Source organism: Streptomyces sp. NBC_01214 (genome assembly GCF_026340975.1).
GTDB lineage: Bacteria > Actinomycetota > Actinomycetes > Streptomycetales > Streptomycetaceae > Streptomyces.
In genome coordinates, this window is record NZ_JAPEOS010000002.1 from 407,330 (window position 1) to 422,506 (window position 15,177).

Genomic DNA, 15,177 nt, shown 5'->3' on the forward strand with positions numbered 1-15,177 from the left:
CCGCCACAAGCGGCAAATATCTGTCACAAGCGGTCATAATGCGAAGCGCAAACTCGGGAGGACAACAGTGGGACGACTCTTCGGGACGGACGGTGTACGCGGCGTCGCCAACGCGGATCTGACGGCGGAGCTCGCGCTCGGCCTCTCCGTGGCGGCTGCCCACGTACTGGCCGAGGCGGGCACCTTTGAGGGCCACCGGGCGACCGCGGTGGTCGGCCGGGACCCCCGTGCCTCCGGCGAATTCCTGGAGGCCGCGGTCGTGGCCGGCCTCGCGAGCGCGGGCGTGGACGTCCTGCGCGTCGGTGTGCTGCCCACCCCGGCGGTGGCGTATCTCACCGGTGCGCTGGGCGCCGACCTCGGCGTGATGCTCTCCGCCAGCCACAACGCCATGCCCGACAACGGCATCAAGTTCTTCGCGCGCGGCGGCCACAAGCTCGCCGACGAGCTGGAGGACCGCATCGAGTCGACCTACGAGCAGCACCGCACCGGCGCCCCCTGGGACCGGCCCACCGGTTCCGGCGTCGGCCGCGTCTCGGACTACACCGAGGGCTTCGAGAAGTACGTCTCCCACCTCATCGGCGTCCTCCCGAACCGCCTCGACGGGCTGAAGATCGTCCTCGACGAGGCCCACGGCGCGGCCGCGTACGTCTCGCCCGAGGCGTTCGCCCGGGCCGGCGCGGAGATCGTCACGATCGGCGCCGAGCCCAACGGCCTCAACATCAACGACGGCTGCGGCTCCACGCACCTCGGCCTGCTCAAGGCGGCCGTGGTCGAGCACGGCGCCGACTTCGGCATCGCGCACGACGGCGACGCCGACCGCTGCCTGGCCGTGGACGGCTCCGGCGAGGAGATCGACGGCGACCAGATCCTCGCCGTGCTGGCCCTGGCCATGCGCGAGGCCGGTCAGCTCCGCGAGAACACCGTGGTCGGCACCGTGATGTCCAACCTGGGCTTCAAGCTGGCCATGGAGGCCGAGGGCATCCAGGTCGTGCAGACCGGGGTCGGCGACCGCTACGTGCTGGAGTCGATGAAGGAGCACGGCTACGCGCTCGGCGGCGAGCAGTCCGGCCACGTGATCATCCTCGACCACGCGACGACCGGCGACGGCACGCTGACCGGCCTGCTGCTGGCGGCGCGCGTCGCGGCCACCGGCAAATCCCTCGCCGAACTGGCGGGCGTCATGCAGCGGCTGCCGCAGGTGCTCATCAACGTTCCCGACGTGGACAAGTCCCGCGTCACCACCTCCGCCGAGCTGGCCGCGGCGGTCGCCGACGCCGAGCGCGAGCTGGGCACCACCGGGCGGGTGCTGCTGCGCCCCTCCGGTACGGAGCCGCTCGTCCGCGTGATGGTCGAGGCCGCCGACATCGAGCAGGCCCGCTCGGTCGCCGGCCGCCTCGCGGACGTCGTGAAGTCCGCACTGGGCTAGCAACGGCCTACCGGGCTCCGCCCGGCCTGCGTGGCGCACCCGGCTTCCGGACCATCCGGCCCTGCTGGGTGCGCCACAGCAGTTTCCAGCAGATGAGGGTGGCCGTTCCGGCGAGGATGATGCCGCCCAGGTTCAGCGCCAGCTGCACGGCCGAGCCCCACATCTGGGAGAAGTCGCCGTAGCTGAGGGCCACCGCCGCGTTCGCGCCCGCCGGGACGGTGGTGACGGAGATCGCCACGCCCACCAGCGCACCGGCCTTCGCCGAGGTCAGCGACAGCATGCCGGCCACACCCGCGAGGAGCGCCACGACGAAGGAGAACGGGTCGGGCTGCCAGATGAAGCTGGTGTTCGGCCGGGGGTTCTCCAGCATCGCCTCGTCGAACAGACCGAGCGCGGTCATCCCCAGGCTGAAGACCGTCGTCGCCACGATCGCCGCCGTGAAGCCGATGAACAGGGCGAAGAGCGAGCGCCCGGCGAGCCGGGGCTCGCGCTGGACCAGGCCCGTGCAGATGCCGGCGAGCGGCCCGAACTCCGGGCCGACCGCCATGGCGCCCACGATCAGGATCGCGTTGTCCAGGACCACACCGCAGGCCGCGATCATCGTCGCCACGATCATGAAGGCGCTGTAGGTGATGGTGAGGGTGGACTCCTCGTGCGTCGACTCGGCGAGCTGCTCCCAGATCACCGCGTCGGCCGCCTCGCCCGGTGCCTCCTCCTCGGCGTCGTCGGCGCGTGTGGAGATCGACAGGTCGATGTGCTCGACGGCGATCGAACCGGTCTCGCCGATGCCGAGCGAGCGCATCTCCTGGAGCAGTTCGTCGGCCGCCTCGCGGGCGACGTCGCACAGGACGAGATCGCCCTCGGGGTCGCGGGCGGCGTCGGTCAGTACGACCAGATGGGCGGTCCCGACCGTCCGGTCGATCAGCGCTACCACCCGCTCGGTGAGGTGATGTGGGGTGATCATCCGCAGATGCAGCATTTTCGCACCCTAGCGACTGCGCGCTAGAGCTTGCGGAGGCTCAACTTCTGCACCTTGTGATCCGGTCCCTTGCGGACGACGAGGGTGGCCCGGCCGCGGGTGGGCGCCACGTTCTCCAGCAGGTTGGGCCGGTTGATCGTGCGCCACATCGTCTGCGCGTACTCCAGGGCCTCCTCCTCGGAGACCTGCGTGTACTTGCGGAAGTAGGAGAAGGGGTTCTGGAACGCGGTCGCGCGCAGCTTGCGGAAGCGGTTCAGGTACCAGCGCTCGATGTCCTCGGGGCGCGCGTCCACGTACACGCTGAAGTCGAAGTAGTCGGCGAGGGCGACGCGGGTGCGGCCGTCCGTGCCGGGGAGGGCCGGCTGGAGCACGTTGAGGCCCTCGACGATGAGGATGTCCGGGCGGCGGACGACGAGTTCCTCGCCGGGGACGATGTCGTAGATCAGGTGCGAGTAGACCGGGGCGCGCACCTCGTCCTTGCCGGCCTTGATGTCGGCGACGAAGCGGGTGAGCGCGCGGCGGTCGTAGGACTCCGGGAACCCCTTGCGGGAGGTCAGCCCCCGCCGCTGGAGCTCCTTCATCGAGTACAGGAAGCCGTCGGTGGTGACCAGCTCCACGCGCGGGTGCTCGGGCCAGCGGGCCAGCAGGGCCTGGAGCAGGCGCGCCACGGTGGACTTGCCGACGGCGACCGAACCGGCGACCCCTATGACGAAGGGGGTGCCCTGCTGGGCGCCGTGCCCGTTGCCCGCGTCGCCGAGGAAGGTGTTGAGGGTGCCGCGCAGGTTGCTGGTGGCGCCGACGTAGAGGTTCAGGAGCCGGGACAGCGGCAGGTAGACGTCGCGGACCTCGTCGAGGTCGATGACGTCACCGAGGCCGCGCAGCCGCTCCACCTCGTCGGCGGTCAGCGGTAGCGGGGTCCGCTCGCGCAGGGCGCTCCACTCGGCGCGGGTGAGGTCGACGTAGGGCGAGGCCTCGGGGCCCCGGCGGTGTGCGGGGCGCGTGGGGTGCCCGTCCCGGCCGGTGCGCTCCGTTGCGTTGTCCGGCGTGTTGCTTCGTGGCGGCGAAGTGATCACACCGCCATTGTCGGGGCTCCGGGGCGGTTGTGGGTGGTGTGGTCGGTCACGTGTGCAGCAGCAGCGGCCGAAACCCGACGTGGCCCGGCCCGTCCGGCAACGGTTGTACGCCGGGTGGTTTCGATTGGAAATTCCTGGGGTCTCGTCCGGGTCACGATCGGCCGTGATCGCCGCCCGTGGCGACGCAGTGATCCACGGCCCCGTACATTGTTGATCACCGCAGTCACGTCCACGCCCCGCTTCCGGGGCGCGGTTCCGGCTGTGCTGTCGTCGTCGTATCCATGGGGGAGTCTTCTCGTGCGCACCGCTCTTGTCCGTCGTACCGTCCTGACCGCGTCCGCGGTGTCCCTGACCCTGCTGGCCACCGCCTGCGGCTCGGACAAGGCCGACACCAAGGCGGACACCAAGCCGTCCGGGGCCGCATCGTCCGCTCCCGCCGCCGCGGCGGTCAAGGGCAAGACGGACGCCGAGGCCACGGCCCTGGTCGTCACCCAGGCCGATCTGCCGGACCAGATCGTCTCCGCCGAGGGCGCGGCGAAGGCCGCCACCGAATCGGCCGGGGCCACGGTCGACAAGGCCGAGTGCAAGCCGCTGATGCAGGCCCAGTCGGGCCAGAAGGTGGGCACCGCGACCGGCATCGGCCGTACGACGACCAAGGCCAAGCCGAAGGAGGCGGCCGCCGACGCCTCGCCCGAGGACAAGCTGAAGGCGGGCCTGGAGGCGCTCGGCGCCACCCAGACGCTGGTCAGCGTCGGCTCGTACGACGCGAAGGGCGCCGAGGAGGCGTTCGCCGCCCTCAAGACGGCTGCCGCGGCCTGCTCCGGCGGCTACACGGTCACCGAGGGCGGCGAGAAGGTGAAGTACCTCGACGTCAAGCCGGGTGCCGCCGTCACCGCCGGGGACGAGGCCGCCGCCTTCACCCTGACCATGGACCTGGACGACGGCGAGAAGTCCGCCAACCACTTCGTCATCGTGCGCAAGGGCAACGCGCTGGCCACCTTCTACGCCTTCGGCGTGACGGCGGAGCAGCCCAAGACCGTGATCGACGCCCAGGTCAAGAAGCTCGGCTGAGTCCGGCCGTCGAACAGACCGTCAAACCCGCCCCGGCGCACGCGCCGGGGCGGGTTTTTCGTCTTGTTCCGCTACGGGGCAGACGGCCAACTACGGCGTACGCTGCGGCCTATGTGCGGAATTGTGGGTTACGTGGGAGCGCAGTCGGCGCTCGATGTGGTCATCGCCGGACTCAAGCGGCTGGAGTACCGCGGCTACGACTCGGCCGGGGTCGCCGTACTCGCGGACGGCAGCCTGGCGGCCGTCAAGAAGGCCGGGAAGCTCGTCAATCTGGAGAAGGAGCTGGTCGGGCACCCGCTGCCGACCGGATCCACGGGGCTCGGGCACACCCGGTGGGCGACCCACGGCGGGCCCACCGACGCCAACGCCCACCCGCACCTCGACAACTCGGGGCGCGTGGCCGTCGTGCACAACGGCATCATCGAGAACTTCGCCGCGCTCCGGGCCGAGCTGGCCGAGCGCGGTCACCGGCTGGAGTCCGAGACGGACACCGAGGTCGTGGCGCACCTGCTGGCGGAGCAGTTCTCGGCCACCGGCGATCTCGCGGAGGCCATGCGGCAGGTGTGCCGGCGCCTGGAGGGAGCCTTCACCCTGGTCGCCGTGCACGCCGACGAGCCGGACGTGGTGGTCGGCGCGCGCCGGAACTCGCCCCTGGTGGTGGGCGTTGGAGAAGGCGAGAACTTCCTCGCCTCGGACGTGGCCGCGTTCATCGCCCACACGCGGTCCGCGATCGAGCTGGGGCAGGACCAGGTCGTCGAGCTCCGCCGCGAGGGCGTCTCGGTGACCAACTTCGACGGTTCGGTCGCGACCGTGCGGGCGTACCACGTGGACTGGGACGCCTCGGCGGCCGAGAAGGGGGGTTATGACTACTTCATGCTCAAGGAGATCGCCGAGCAGCCGAAGGCCGTCGCCGACACCCTCCTGGGCAGGATCGACGCGAGCGGCTCGCTGACCCTGGACGAGGTGCGCATCCCCGTCTCGGTGCTCAGGGAGGTCGACAAGGTCGTGATCGTGGCGTGCGGTACGGCGTACCACGCGGGCATGATCGCGAAGCTGGCCATCGAGCACTGGACCCGCATCCCGTGCGAGACGGAGCTGGCGAGCGAGTTCCGCTACCGCGACCCGATCCTGGACCAGCGGACGCTGGTGGTCGCGATCTCGCAGTCCGGCGAGACCATGGACACCCTGATGGCGCTGCGGCACGCGCGCGAGCAGGGGGCCAAGGTCCTGGCCGTCTGCAATACGAACGGGTCGACGATCCCGCGCGAATCGGATGCGGTCCTCTACACGCACGCCGGTCCCGAGGTGGCCGTCGCCTCGACCAAGGCCTTCCTGACGCAGCTGGTGGCCTGCTACCTGGTCGCGCTCTACCTCGGACAGGTCCGGGGCACGAAGTGGGGCGACGAGATCGAGGCCGTGATCCGGGAGCTGTCGGACATCGCGGCGGCGGTGGACACCGTCCTGGAGACCATGGAGCCGGTCCGGGCGCTCGCGCGCTCGCTCGCCGACAAGAACACCGTGCTGTTCCTGGGACGGCACGTCGGGTACCCGGTGGCACTGGAGGGCGCGCTCAAGCTCAAGGAGCTGGCGTACATGCACGCCGAGGGCTTCGCGGCGGGCGAGCTCAAGCACGGCCCGATCGCGCTCATCGAGAAGGACCTGCCGGTCGTGGTGGTCGTCCCGTCGCCGCGCGGCCGCTCGGTGCTCCACGACAAGATCGTGTCGAACATCCAGGAGATCCGGGCCCGCGGGGCGCGGACCATCGTGATCGCGGAGGAGGGCGACGAGGCGGTCGTCCCGTACGCCGACCACCTGATCCGGATCCCCGCGACGCCGACGCTGCTCCAGCCGCTGGTGGCGACGGTGCCGTTGCAGGTGTTCGCGTGCGAACTGGCGACGGCGCGCGGCAACGAGGTGGACCAGCCGCGTAATCTCGCCAAGTCGGTGACCGTGGAGTAGTAGTCGGCCAGTGGAGTTGTCGTTGTGATTATCGGCGTCGGGATCGACGTAGCGGAGATCGAGCGGTTCGGGGCGGCGCTGGAACGCACGCCGAACCTGGCCGGACGGTTGTTCGTCGACGCCGAGTTGACGCTGCCGAGCGGCGAGCGGCGCGGGATCGCCTCGCTCGCCGCGCGGTTCGCCGCCAAGGAGGCCCTCGCCAAGGCGCTCGGCGCGCCCGCCGGCATGCTGTGGACCGACGCCGAGGTCTACGTCGAGGACAGCGGGCAGCCGCGGCTGCGGGTGTCCGGGACGGTCGAGGCGCGGGCGCTGGCGCTGGGCGTGAAGTCCTGGCACATCTCGCTCAGCCACGACGCCGGTGTCGCCTCCGCCGTGGTGATCGCAGAGGGTTAGTCCATGCGTACTGCTTACAGCGTGGAGACCGTACGGGCCGCCGAGCGGGAGCTGATGGCCCGGCTCCCCGAGGGCGCCCTGATGCAGCGGGCGGCCGCCGGCCTGGCCGCCGCGTGCGCCGGACTGCTGCGGCGGACCCGCGGCGGGGTCTACGGGGCCCGGGTCGTCCTGCTCGTCGGCCCCGGGGACAACGGCGGCGACGCGCTGTACGCGGGCGCCCGGCTGGCCCGGCGCGGGGCCGCCGTGACGGCCGTGCCGATGGACCCCGAGCGGATGCACCCGGGCGGGCTGGCCGCGCTGCGGGCCGCCGGGGGACACCTCGCGCGAGCCGTCCCGCAGCGGGCGGACCTCGTACTGGACGGGCTGCTCGGGATCGGCGGGCGGGGCGGGCTGCGCCCGGCGGCCGCGGCGCTGGTGGAGCGGATCCCGCCGGGGGTCCCCGTGGTCGCGGTGGACCTGCCCAGCGGGGTCGACGCGGACACCGGAGAGGTGGCGGGTCCGGCCGTGCGCGCCGACGTGACGGTGACTTTCGGTGCGTACAAGCCCGGCCTGCTGATCGACCCCGGGGCCTCGCGGGCGGGCGCGGTGCACCTCGTCGACATCGGGCTGGAACTGCCGTCGCCGGAGGTGGAGGCCCTCCAGCACGCGGACGTGGCGGGGCTGCTGCCGGAGCCGACGGCGACGAGCGACAAGTACCGGCGGGGCGTGGTCGGGATCGTCGCCGGGTCCGTGCAGTACCCGGGCGCGGCGGTGCTGGCCGTGGCGGGAGCGCTGCGGGGCGGTGCGGGCGCGGTGCGGTACGTGGGGCCGGCGGCGGAGGCGGTGCTCGCCCACTACCCCGAGACGCTGATCGGGCCCGGCCGGGTACAGGCGTGGGTGGTCGGCCCGGGGCTGGGCGAGGGCCGCGTCGGGGAGGTCGCCCAACTGCTGGCGGGCGACACGGCGGTGCTGGTCGACGCGGACGGACTGCGCGGGCTGGACGCGCGGGCGCTGCGGGCCCGGAGCGCCCCCACCCTGCTGACCCCGCACGCGGGTGAGGCGGCGGCGCTGCTGGGGGTGGAGCGGCGGGCGGTGGAGGCGGGCCGGCTGGACGCGGTACGGGCGTTGGCGCAGCGGTACGGGGCGGCGGTGCTGCTGAAGGGTTCGACGACGCTGGTCGCCTCGGGCGGCGGAGCCGTTCGGGTGAATCCGACCGGCACCCCGTGGCTGGCCACCGCCGGCAGCGGGGACGTGCTGTCCGGGCTGGCGGGCTCCCTGTTGGCGGGTGGGCTGTCGGGGGCGGACGCGGGGGCGGTGGGCGCGTACCTGCACGGCCTGGCGGCCCGCCGCGTCGGGGGCCCGCTCCTGGCCCAGCAGGTGGCCGAGGCCCTCCCGGAGGCCTGGCGGGACACCCGCCACCCCTGATGCCGCCCTGCACCGCCGCTGCGTGGGGCCGGCGAACCCGGCCCTCCGGCGTTTGAGGAGCGGGGCCTGGGGCGGAGCCCCGGGAAACGGTGAAAGGGCGGGGCGGGGAGAGGCTCCGCGCAGCGGCCGCAGGTCCGCCGCGCCGACCGCCGGGCGTCGCGGGCCCGGCAAGATCCGAAAGAGATGGCCTAGCCCCCGCAGGGCCCGGTGGGGATTCTGAGAGACTGGGGGCGATGAACGAGACAGCGACGCGCGTGTACGCCGAGATCGATCTTGACGCCGTACGGGAGAACGTGCGCGCACTGCGCGAGCGGGCGCCCGGGGCAGAGTTGATGGCCGTGGTCAAGGCGAATGCCTACGGGCACGGGGCCCTGGAGTGCGCCAAGGCCGCGCAGGAGGCCGGTGCCACCTGGCTCGGGGCCGCCACGCCCGACGAGGCCCTCGCGCTCCGCGCCGCCGGGATCCAGGGGCGCCTCATGTGCTGGCTCTGGACGCCGGGCGGGCCCTGGCGGGAGGCCGTCGAGGCCGATCTCGACGTCTCCGTCAGCGGAATGTGGGCCCTCGACGAGGTGTGCGGTGCCGCCCGCGCGGCGGGCCGCACCGCACGCATCCAGCTCAAGGCCGACACCGGCCTCGGCCGCAACGGCTGCCAGCCCGCCGACTGGGAGGCGCTGGTCGCGGCGGCCGTCGCCGCCCAGGCCGAGGGGATCGTCAAGGTCACCGGCGTCTGGTCGCACTTCGCCTGCGCCGACGAGCCCGGGCACCCCTCGATCCAGCTCCAGCTGGCCGCCTTCCGCGACATGCTCGCGTACGCCGAGAAGGCGGGCGTCGAGCCCGAGGTCCGGCACATCGCCAACTCGCCGGCCACCTTGACCCTGCCCGAGTCCCACTTCGACCTGGTGCGCTGCGGGCTGGCCGTCTACGGGGTCTCTCCCGCCCCTGAGCTCGGCACCCCGGCCCAGCTGGGCCTGCGGCCCGCGATGACCCTCAAGGCCTCCCTGGCGCTGGTCAAGACGGTCCCCGCCGGGCACGGGGTGAGCTACGGCCACCACTACGTCACCGACGCCGAGACGACCCTCGCGCTGGTCCCCGCCGGCTACGCCGACGGCCTCCCGCGGCAGGCCTCGGGCCTCGGCCCGGTGCTCATCGGCGGCAAGATCCGCCACGTCGCCGGGCGCGTCGCGATGGACCAGTTCGTGGTCGACTTGGAAGGAGACCACGCCCGCGCCGGTGACGAGGCCGTCATCTTCGGGGACGCGGAACGCGGTGAACCGACCGCCGAGGACTGGGCACGGGCAGCGCACACGATCGCGTATGAGATCGTCACCCGTATCGGTGCACGTGTGCCCCGGGTGTACCTGGGCGGCTGAGCGGAGTGAGGGCGGCGGCGTGAGCGAGAACTGGCGCAAGGCCGGCTGGGCCGGCGCCGCCATCGGCGTGATAGCCGCGGGCGCGGCGGCCGGTGTCGCGGTCGAACGGATCACCGTGGGGCGCGGCATGCGGATGAAGGCACGCCTGGCACTCGACGCGGCCGGGGACTACGGGTCCCTGCGCGGCGCCGAGGGAATCTGCCGGGCCGAGGACGCCACCGAGCTCTACTACGAGGTCGACGAGCTCCCCGAGGACGGCAAGCGGCGGCGGCTGCGGCGCAAGGCCGAGCCCCAGGCCACCGTGGTCTTCTGCCACGGCTACTGCCTCGGCCAGGACTCCTGGCACTTCCAGCGCGCCGCGCTGCGCGGCGTGGTCCGGGCGGTCTACTGGGACCAGCGCAGCCACGGCCGCAGCGCCCGCGGTCTCGCCCAGGCGGACGGCGAGGCGGTGAGCATCGACCAGCTCGGCCGGGACCTGAAGGCCGTCATCGATGCGACCGCCCCCGAGGGGCTGCTGATCCTGGTGGGTCACTCGATGGGCGGAATGACCATCATGGGATTCGCCGAGCAGTACCCCGAGATCGTCCGCGACCGCGTCGTCGGCGTGGCCCTGGTCGGCACCTCCAGCGGTCGCCTCGACGAGGTGACGTACGGGCTCCCGGCCGCCGGCATGGGGGCCGTGCGCCGGCTCCTGCCGGGCGTGCTCAAGGCGCTCGGCTCGCAGGTGGAGCTGGTGGAGAAGGGCCGGCGGGCCACCGCGGACCTCTTCGCCGGAATGATCAAGATGTATTCGTTCGGTTCCCGGGACGTGGATCCGGGCGTCGCGCGGTTCGCGGAGCGGCTGATCGAGGCCACGCCCATCGACGTGGTCGCCGAGTTCTACCCGGCCTTCCAGACCCACGACAAGACCTCCGCGCTCCAGCTGTTCGCGGACCTGCCGGTCACGGTCATGGCCGGGGACAAGGACATGATCACCCCGCCCGCGCACAGCGTCGCCATCAAGGAGGCGCTCCCCGGCGCCGACCTCGTGGTCCTGGAGTCCACCGGGCACCTGATGATGCTGGAACGCCCGGAGACCGTGACGCGGCTGCTCACCGAGCTGCTGGCGCGCACCGGGGCGGCGGCCCTCCCCGCAGCGACTAACGTTGGCGGGCATGGAAGAAGTACCGCTGGAAGCACAGCGCAGCCAGGCACCGGCACCTGAGGCCGCGGCCGGCGCGGAGACCCGGATCACCATCGACTCCCCGGACGCGATGCAGGAATTGGGCCGCAGGATCGCCGCCCTGCTGCGCCCCGGCGACCTCGTCCTGCTGACCGGCGAGCTGGGCGCGGGCAAGACCACGCTCACCCGGGGCCTCGGCGAGGGCCTGGGCGTGCGCGGGGCCGTGACCTCGCCGACCTTCGTGATCGCCCGGGTGCACCCCTCACTGACCGGCGGACCGGCGCTGGTGCACGTGGACGCGTACCGCCTGGGCGGCGGGCTGGACGAGATGGAGGACCTGGACCTCGACGTCTCGCTGCCCGAGTCCGTGGTGGTCGTGGAGTGGGGCGACGGCAAGGTGGAGGAGCTCTCCGACGACCGGCTGCACGTGGTGATCGCGCGGGCGGTCGGTCACGAGGAGGTCCTGGACGACGTGCGGGAGGTCCAGGTGCGCGGGGTCGGTTCGCGCTGGAGCGCAGGGGCCGGGCTGGACGCCCTCGCCGGCGCCCTCTCGGAGTAAACGTACCGACAACTCGTCGGCAAGATATTGCGCTGTCGGCTGCCCTCGTGGTGACATGGTACCGAGAGTTTCTTAGGTATGCCTAAGTACGGTGTCCCGGGTCCAGGAGGCAGCCATGTCGGCACCAGCAGGAGCACATCGCGAACCCCGCCCGTCCACCGTCTCCATGTGGACGCTCCTCGCCGCCGGCGTGGCCGCCACCGCCGTCTCCACACCGCCCGCGCGGGAGTACGCCACGGCCCCGGCCGGGCCCGCCGACACCGCACGCGAAGAGGCCGCTCCGGAGTCCGAAGCGGCCTAGGCCCTGTCGCCGTGCGAGCGGTGCCCCGTCACCCGGTCGGGTGAAGCGTGGGGGAGTCCGTCAGATCCGTCGGATCCGTCAGGGGACGACGACGACCTTCGACGCGATCGTCGCGAAGGCCCACATCGCGTCGCCGTCGGCACGGCTCATGCGGATGCCGCCGGTCTTCTTGTTCGGGTCGGGCTCCGGCATCGCACCGTCCGTACGGGCGCTGAAACCGACCGCCACGCCCTCCGCGGTGGCGAACCGCACGACGTGCTCGATCGGCACGCCGTCCGAGCCGGTGACCGCACCCGAGCGCGACCCGACCGTGTAGCTGCCCGGCTTCGGGTGCACCGTGCTCGGCATCACCGCGAACGACTTCGGCGGCTGCGCGGGGTCGCCGACCAGCCACACCCGCTTCTGGCCCACCGAGTACACGACGCGCACCCCGGTGCCGGAACCCTCGGGCACGGCCGCCGGCTTCGCCGGGTCCTGCTTGGCGGCCGGGCTCGCGGCGGGGGCCGGTTCCTGCACGGCGGCCTTCGGGGGACGCGCGGGCGCCGTGGCGGAAGCCTGGTAGCCGAGGAAGCCGACGACGGCCACTGCCGCGGCGGTGAGCCCGGCCACGATTCCCGAGCTGCTGCGTGCCACCTTGCTCCACCTTTCCGCGCCGACCGATACCACGTCAGGTACCCCGTCGAAAGGTAGCAGCCGCCCTGCTCCCAGACCGGCCGCGAGGGGTGCGGCCGCCGGAGTCGTAGGCTGTTCGCGTGCTCTTGCTCGCCGTAGATACCGCCACGCCCGCCGTCACCGTCGCCCTGCACGACGGTGAGTCCGTCGTCGCCGAGTCGAACCAGGTCGACGCCCGCCGCCACGGGGAGCTCCTGCTGCCCTCCGTGGACAAGGTCCTCGCCGAGGCCGGGGTCACGCTCGAAGCCGTCACCGGCGTCGTCGTCGGTGTCGGCCCCGGCCCCTACACCGGGCTGCGCGTCGGCCTCGTCACCGCCTCCACCTTCGCCGCCGTGCTGGGCGTGCCCGTGCACGGCCTGTGCACGCTCGACGGCCTCGCGTACGCCGCCGGGGCAGCCGGCATCGAGGGCCCCTTCACCGTCGCCACCGACGCGCGGCGCAAGGAGGTCTACTGGGCCCGGTACGAAGACCCGCGCACGCGCGTCGGCGAGCCCGCCGTGGACCGCCCGGCCGACATCGCCGAGCAGGTCGCGGGCCTGCCCGCGGTCGGCCAGGGCGCGCTCCTGTACCCCGAGGTCTTCCAGGACGCCCGGGGCCCCGAGCACCAGTCGGCCGCGGCGCTGGCCTCGCTGGCCGCGGAACGACTGGCCGCAGGCCTGGAGTTCCTGCCTCCGACCCCCCTCTACCTGCGCCGGCCCGACGCCCAGGTGCCCAAGAACTACAAGGTGGTCACCCCGCAGTGACCCCGGCGACCCCCCACACCGTGCGCGAGATGCGCTGGTGGGACATCGGGCCCGTGCTGGAACTGGAGCACGAGCTGTTCCCCGAGGACGCCTGGTCCGCCGGGATGTTCTGGTCCGAACTCGCCCACGCCCGCGGCCCGCAGGCCACGCGCCACTACGTCGTCGCCGAGGACGCGGCGGGCCGGCTGGTGGGCTACGCCGGACTGGCGGCCGCCGGCGACCTGGCCGACGTACAGACCATCGCGGCCGCGCGCGACCAGTGGGGGACCGGGCTCGGCGCCCGGCTCCTGACCGACCTGCTGCGCGCCGCCACCGCGTTCGAATGCGCCGAGGTGCTGCTGGAGGTGCGGGTGGACAACACCCGCGCCCAGAAGCTCTACGAGCGCTTCGGCTTCGAGCCCATCGGCTTCCGGCGCGGCTACTACCAGCCCGGCAACGTCGACGCGCTCGTCATGCGACTGACCGACCCCGCACAAGCACGAACTGAGAGCAGTGAGAGCAATGGCTGACGAACCGCTCGTCCTCGGCATCGAGACCTCCTGCGACGAGACCGGCGTCGGCGTCGTCCGCGGCACCACCCTGCTCGCGGACGCGATCGCGTCGAGCGTCGACGAGCACGCCCGCTTCGGCGGCGTCGTGCCCGAGGTGGCCTCGCGGGCCCATCTGGAGGCGATGGTCCCCACCATCGACCGCGCCCTGAAGGAGGCCGGGGTCAGCGCCCGCGACCTCGACGGCATCGCCGTCACCGCGGGTCCCGGCCTCGCCGGGGCGCTGCTCGTGGGCGTCTCGGCGGCCAAGGCCTACGCGTACGCGCTCGGCAAGCCGCTGTACGGGGTCAACCACCTCGCCTCCCACATCTGCGTGGACCAGCTGGAGCACGGGCCGCTGCCGGAGCCGACGATGGCGCTGCTGGTGTCCGGCGGGCACTCCTCGCTGCTGCTGGCCCCGGACATCACCTCCGACGTACGGCCGCTCGGCGCGACCATCGACGACGCGGCGGGCGAGGCCTTCGACAAGATCGCGCGCGTGCTCCAGCTGGGCTTCCCCGGCGGTCCGGTCATCGACCGGCTCGCACGCGAGGGCGACCCGAAGGCGATCAACTTCCCGCGCGGGCTGACCGGGCCGCGCGACGCCGCGTACGACTTCTCCTTCTCCGGGCTCAAGACGGCCGTCGCCCGCTGGATCGAGGCGAAGCGGAACGCGGGCGAGGACGTCCCGGTGCGCGATGTGGCGGCGTCCTTCCAGGAGGCCGTGGTGGACGTGCTGACGCGCAAGGCGATCCGGGCGTGCAAGGACGAGGGCGTCGACCACCTGATGATCGGCGGCGGCGTCGCGGCCAACTCCCGACTGCGCTCGCTGGCGCAGGAGCGGTGTGACGCCGCGGGGATCGTGCTGCGCGTGCCGCGGCCGAAGCTGTGCACGGACAACGGCGCGATGGTCGCGGCGCTGGGCGCGGAGATGGTCAAGCGGAACCGTCCCGCGTCGGACTGGGACCTGTCGGCGGACTCCTCGCTGCCGGTGACGGACCCGCACGTGCCGGGTACCGCGCACACGCACGAACACGGCCACGGCCACGGCCACACCCACGATCACGACCACGTGCACGAACTGAGCAAGGACAACCTGTACTCGTGAGCACCGTCGCGCTGATGTGGGAGGCCCGGGCCGCACACGACCGGGGCAACGAACTGCTGGAGTGGGCCCGCGCCCAGGTCCTCGCCCGGGAGCCGGTGCGCCGCGAGGTGTTCCGGGCCCCGCAGGACCGGGTCCTCGTGATCACCTGGTGGGAGGCCGCCGAGGGCGTGGCGGCCGACCTCCCCGAGCTGCCCGAACCCGCGGCCGACCTGATCACGCGGGCGGTGCACCGCTGGCGGTTCGAGTCGGTGGAGGTCGACGGAGCCTGACCGCCTCCGGCGGCCCGGATCCGTACCGCCGTGCGGGGGGCACCGCTGAACCCGTACGGCCGGCCCGGCCCCGCTCGGCGGGTCGCTGCCCGCCCCGTACGCCCCGCCCGGCCGGGCCGGTGACCGCCCGATCAGCACCGCACCCGTACGGCCCGCCCGGC

Annotated in this window: 16 protein-coding genes; 13 read left to right on the forward strand and 3 right to left on the reverse strand. The window is 72.9% G+C overall.

Annotated elements, in window-relative coordinates:
- The first annotated feature begins 67 nt into the window (after positions 1-67).
- The gene (gene glmM, locus OG594_RS26760) at positions 68-1,426 is read left to right on the forward strand and encodes a phosphoglucosamine mutase (RefSeq protein WP_266603935.1); all 1,359 of its coding nucleotides are present in this window, start codon (positions 68-70) and stop codon (positions 1,424-1,426) included.
- A 7-nt stretch (positions 1,427-1,433) separates the two neighbouring features.
- On the opposite strand, the gene OG594_RS26765 is transcribed toward glmM, so the two are convergent.
- Together OG594_RS26765 and coaA are read right to left on the reverse strand one after the other, a co-directional pair.
- On the reverse strand, positions 1,434-2,405 hold the full coding sequence (locus tag OG594_RS26765; protein ID WP_266603937.1) for a DUF389 domain-containing protein: 972 nt from the start codon (positions 2,403-2,405) through the stop codon (positions 1,434-1,436).
- A 23-nt stretch (positions 2,406-2,428) separates the two neighbouring features.
- Entirely contained in the window at positions 2,429-3,478 is a 1,050-nt protein-coding gene (coaA, locus tag OG594_RS26770; RefSeq protein ID WP_266603939.1) for a type I pantothenate kinase, read from the reverse strand.
- Between the two features lie 297 nt (positions 3,479-3,775).
- Here coaA and OG594_RS26775 point away from each other — a divergent pair, with 297 nt between their 5' ends.
- The 8 genes from OG594_RS26775 (at position 3,776) to OG594_RS26810 (ending at position 11,697) form a co-directional block, all read left to right on the forward strand.
- Positions 3,776-4,549 carry a hypothetical protein gene (locus OG594_RS26775; protein ID WP_266603941.1) on the forward strand — a complete coding sequence of 258 codons (774 nt, stop codon included), beginning with the start codon at positions 3,776-3,778 and terminating at the stop codon, positions 4,547-4,549.
- A 111-nt stretch (positions 4,550-4,660) separates the two neighbouring features.
- A complete protein-coding gene (gene glmS / locus OG594_RS26780) occupies positions 4,661-6,508 on the forward strand; it encodes a glutamine--fructose-6-phosphate transaminase (isomerizing) (protein WP_266603943.1) in 1,848 nt (615 codons plus the stop codon).
- Between the two features lie 24 nt (positions 6,509-6,532).
- A complete protein-coding gene (locus tag OG594_RS26785) occupies positions 6,533-6,901 on the forward strand; it encodes a holo-ACP synthase (RefSeq protein WP_266603945.1) in 369 nt (122 codons plus the stop codon).
- Positions 6,902-6,904: 3 nt separating this feature from the next.
- A complete protein-coding gene (locus tag OG594_RS26790; protein WP_266603947.1) occupies positions 6,905-8,305 on the forward strand; it encodes an NAD(P)H-hydrate dehydratase in 1,401 nt (466 codons plus the stop codon).
- 233 nt (positions 8,306-8,538) lie between these two features.
- Entirely contained in the window at positions 8,539-9,675 is a 1,137-nt protein-coding gene (gene alr, locus OG594_RS26795) for an alanine racemase (RefSeq protein ID WP_266603949.1), read from the forward strand.
- 19 nt (positions 9,676-9,694) lie between these two features.
- Positions 9,695-10,879 carry an alpha/beta fold hydrolase gene (locus tag OG594_RS26800; RefSeq protein WP_266603951.1) on the forward strand — a complete coding sequence of 395 codons (1,185 nt, stop codon included), beginning with the start codon at positions 9,695-9,697 and terminating at the stop codon, positions 10,877-10,879.
- Positions 10,830-11,396 (forward strand): tRNA (adenosine(37)-N6)-threonylcarbamoyltransferase complex ATPase subunit type 1 TsaE, encoded by a 567-nt coding sequence (gene tsaE / locus OG594_RS26805; RefSeq protein ID WP_266603953.1) that lies wholly within the window; start codon positions 10,830-10,832, stop codon positions 11,394-11,396. The genes OG594_RS26800 and tsaE overlap by 50 nt, the downstream gene beginning before the upstream one ends.
- A gap of 115 nt (positions 11,397-11,511) precedes the next feature.
- Complete coding sequence (locus tag OG594_RS26810) at positions 11,512-11,697, forward strand: hypothetical protein (protein ID WP_266603955.1); 186 nt, start codon at positions 11,512-11,514, stop codon at positions 11,695-11,697.
- A gap of 78 nt (positions 11,698-11,775) precedes the next feature.
- Here the strand turns inward: OG594_RS26810 and OG594_RS26815 are convergent, their stop codons facing one another.
- Positions 11,776-12,330: a hypothetical protein gene (locus OG594_RS26815; protein WP_266603957.1), complete on the reverse strand. Its 555-nt coding sequence runs from the start codon at positions 12,328-12,330 to the stop codon at positions 11,776-11,778.
- A gap of 119 nt (positions 12,331-12,449) precedes the next feature.
- Between OG594_RS26815 and tsaB the strand changes: the two genes are divergently transcribed.
- The 4 genes from tsaB to OG594_RS26835 are packed head-to-tail and all read left to right on the forward strand — an operon-like array spanning position 12,450 to position 15,016.
- Positions 12,450-13,112, forward strand: coding sequence for a tRNA (adenosine(37)-N6)-threonylcarbamoyltransferase complex dimerization subunit type 1 TsaB (gene tsaB / locus OG594_RS26820; protein ID WP_189733320.1), 663 nt, complete (start codon positions 12,450-12,452; stop codon positions 13,110-13,112).
- A 29-nt stretch (positions 13,113-13,141) separates the two neighbouring features.
- Positions 13,142-13,621: a ribosomal protein S18-alanine N-acetyltransferase gene (rimI, locus tag OG594_RS26825; protein WP_030010562.1), complete on the forward strand. Its 480-nt coding sequence runs from the start codon at positions 13,142-13,144 to the stop codon at positions 13,619-13,621.
- Positions 13,614-14,747 carry a tRNA (adenosine(37)-N6)-threonylcarbamoyltransferase complex transferase subunit TsaD gene (tsaD, locus tag OG594_RS26830; protein ID WP_266603960.1) on the forward strand — a complete coding sequence of 378 codons (1,134 nt, stop codon included), beginning with the start codon at positions 13,614-13,616 and terminating at the stop codon, positions 14,745-14,747. The genes rimI and tsaD overlap by 8 nt, the downstream gene beginning before the upstream one ends.
- A complete protein-coding gene (locus tag OG594_RS26835) occupies positions 14,744-15,016 on the forward strand; it encodes a hypothetical protein (protein ID WP_266603962.1) in 273 nt (90 codons plus the stop codon). The genes tsaD and OG594_RS26835 overlap by 4 nt, the downstream gene beginning before the upstream one ends.
- Positions 15,017-15,177: the final 161 nt, after the last annotated feature.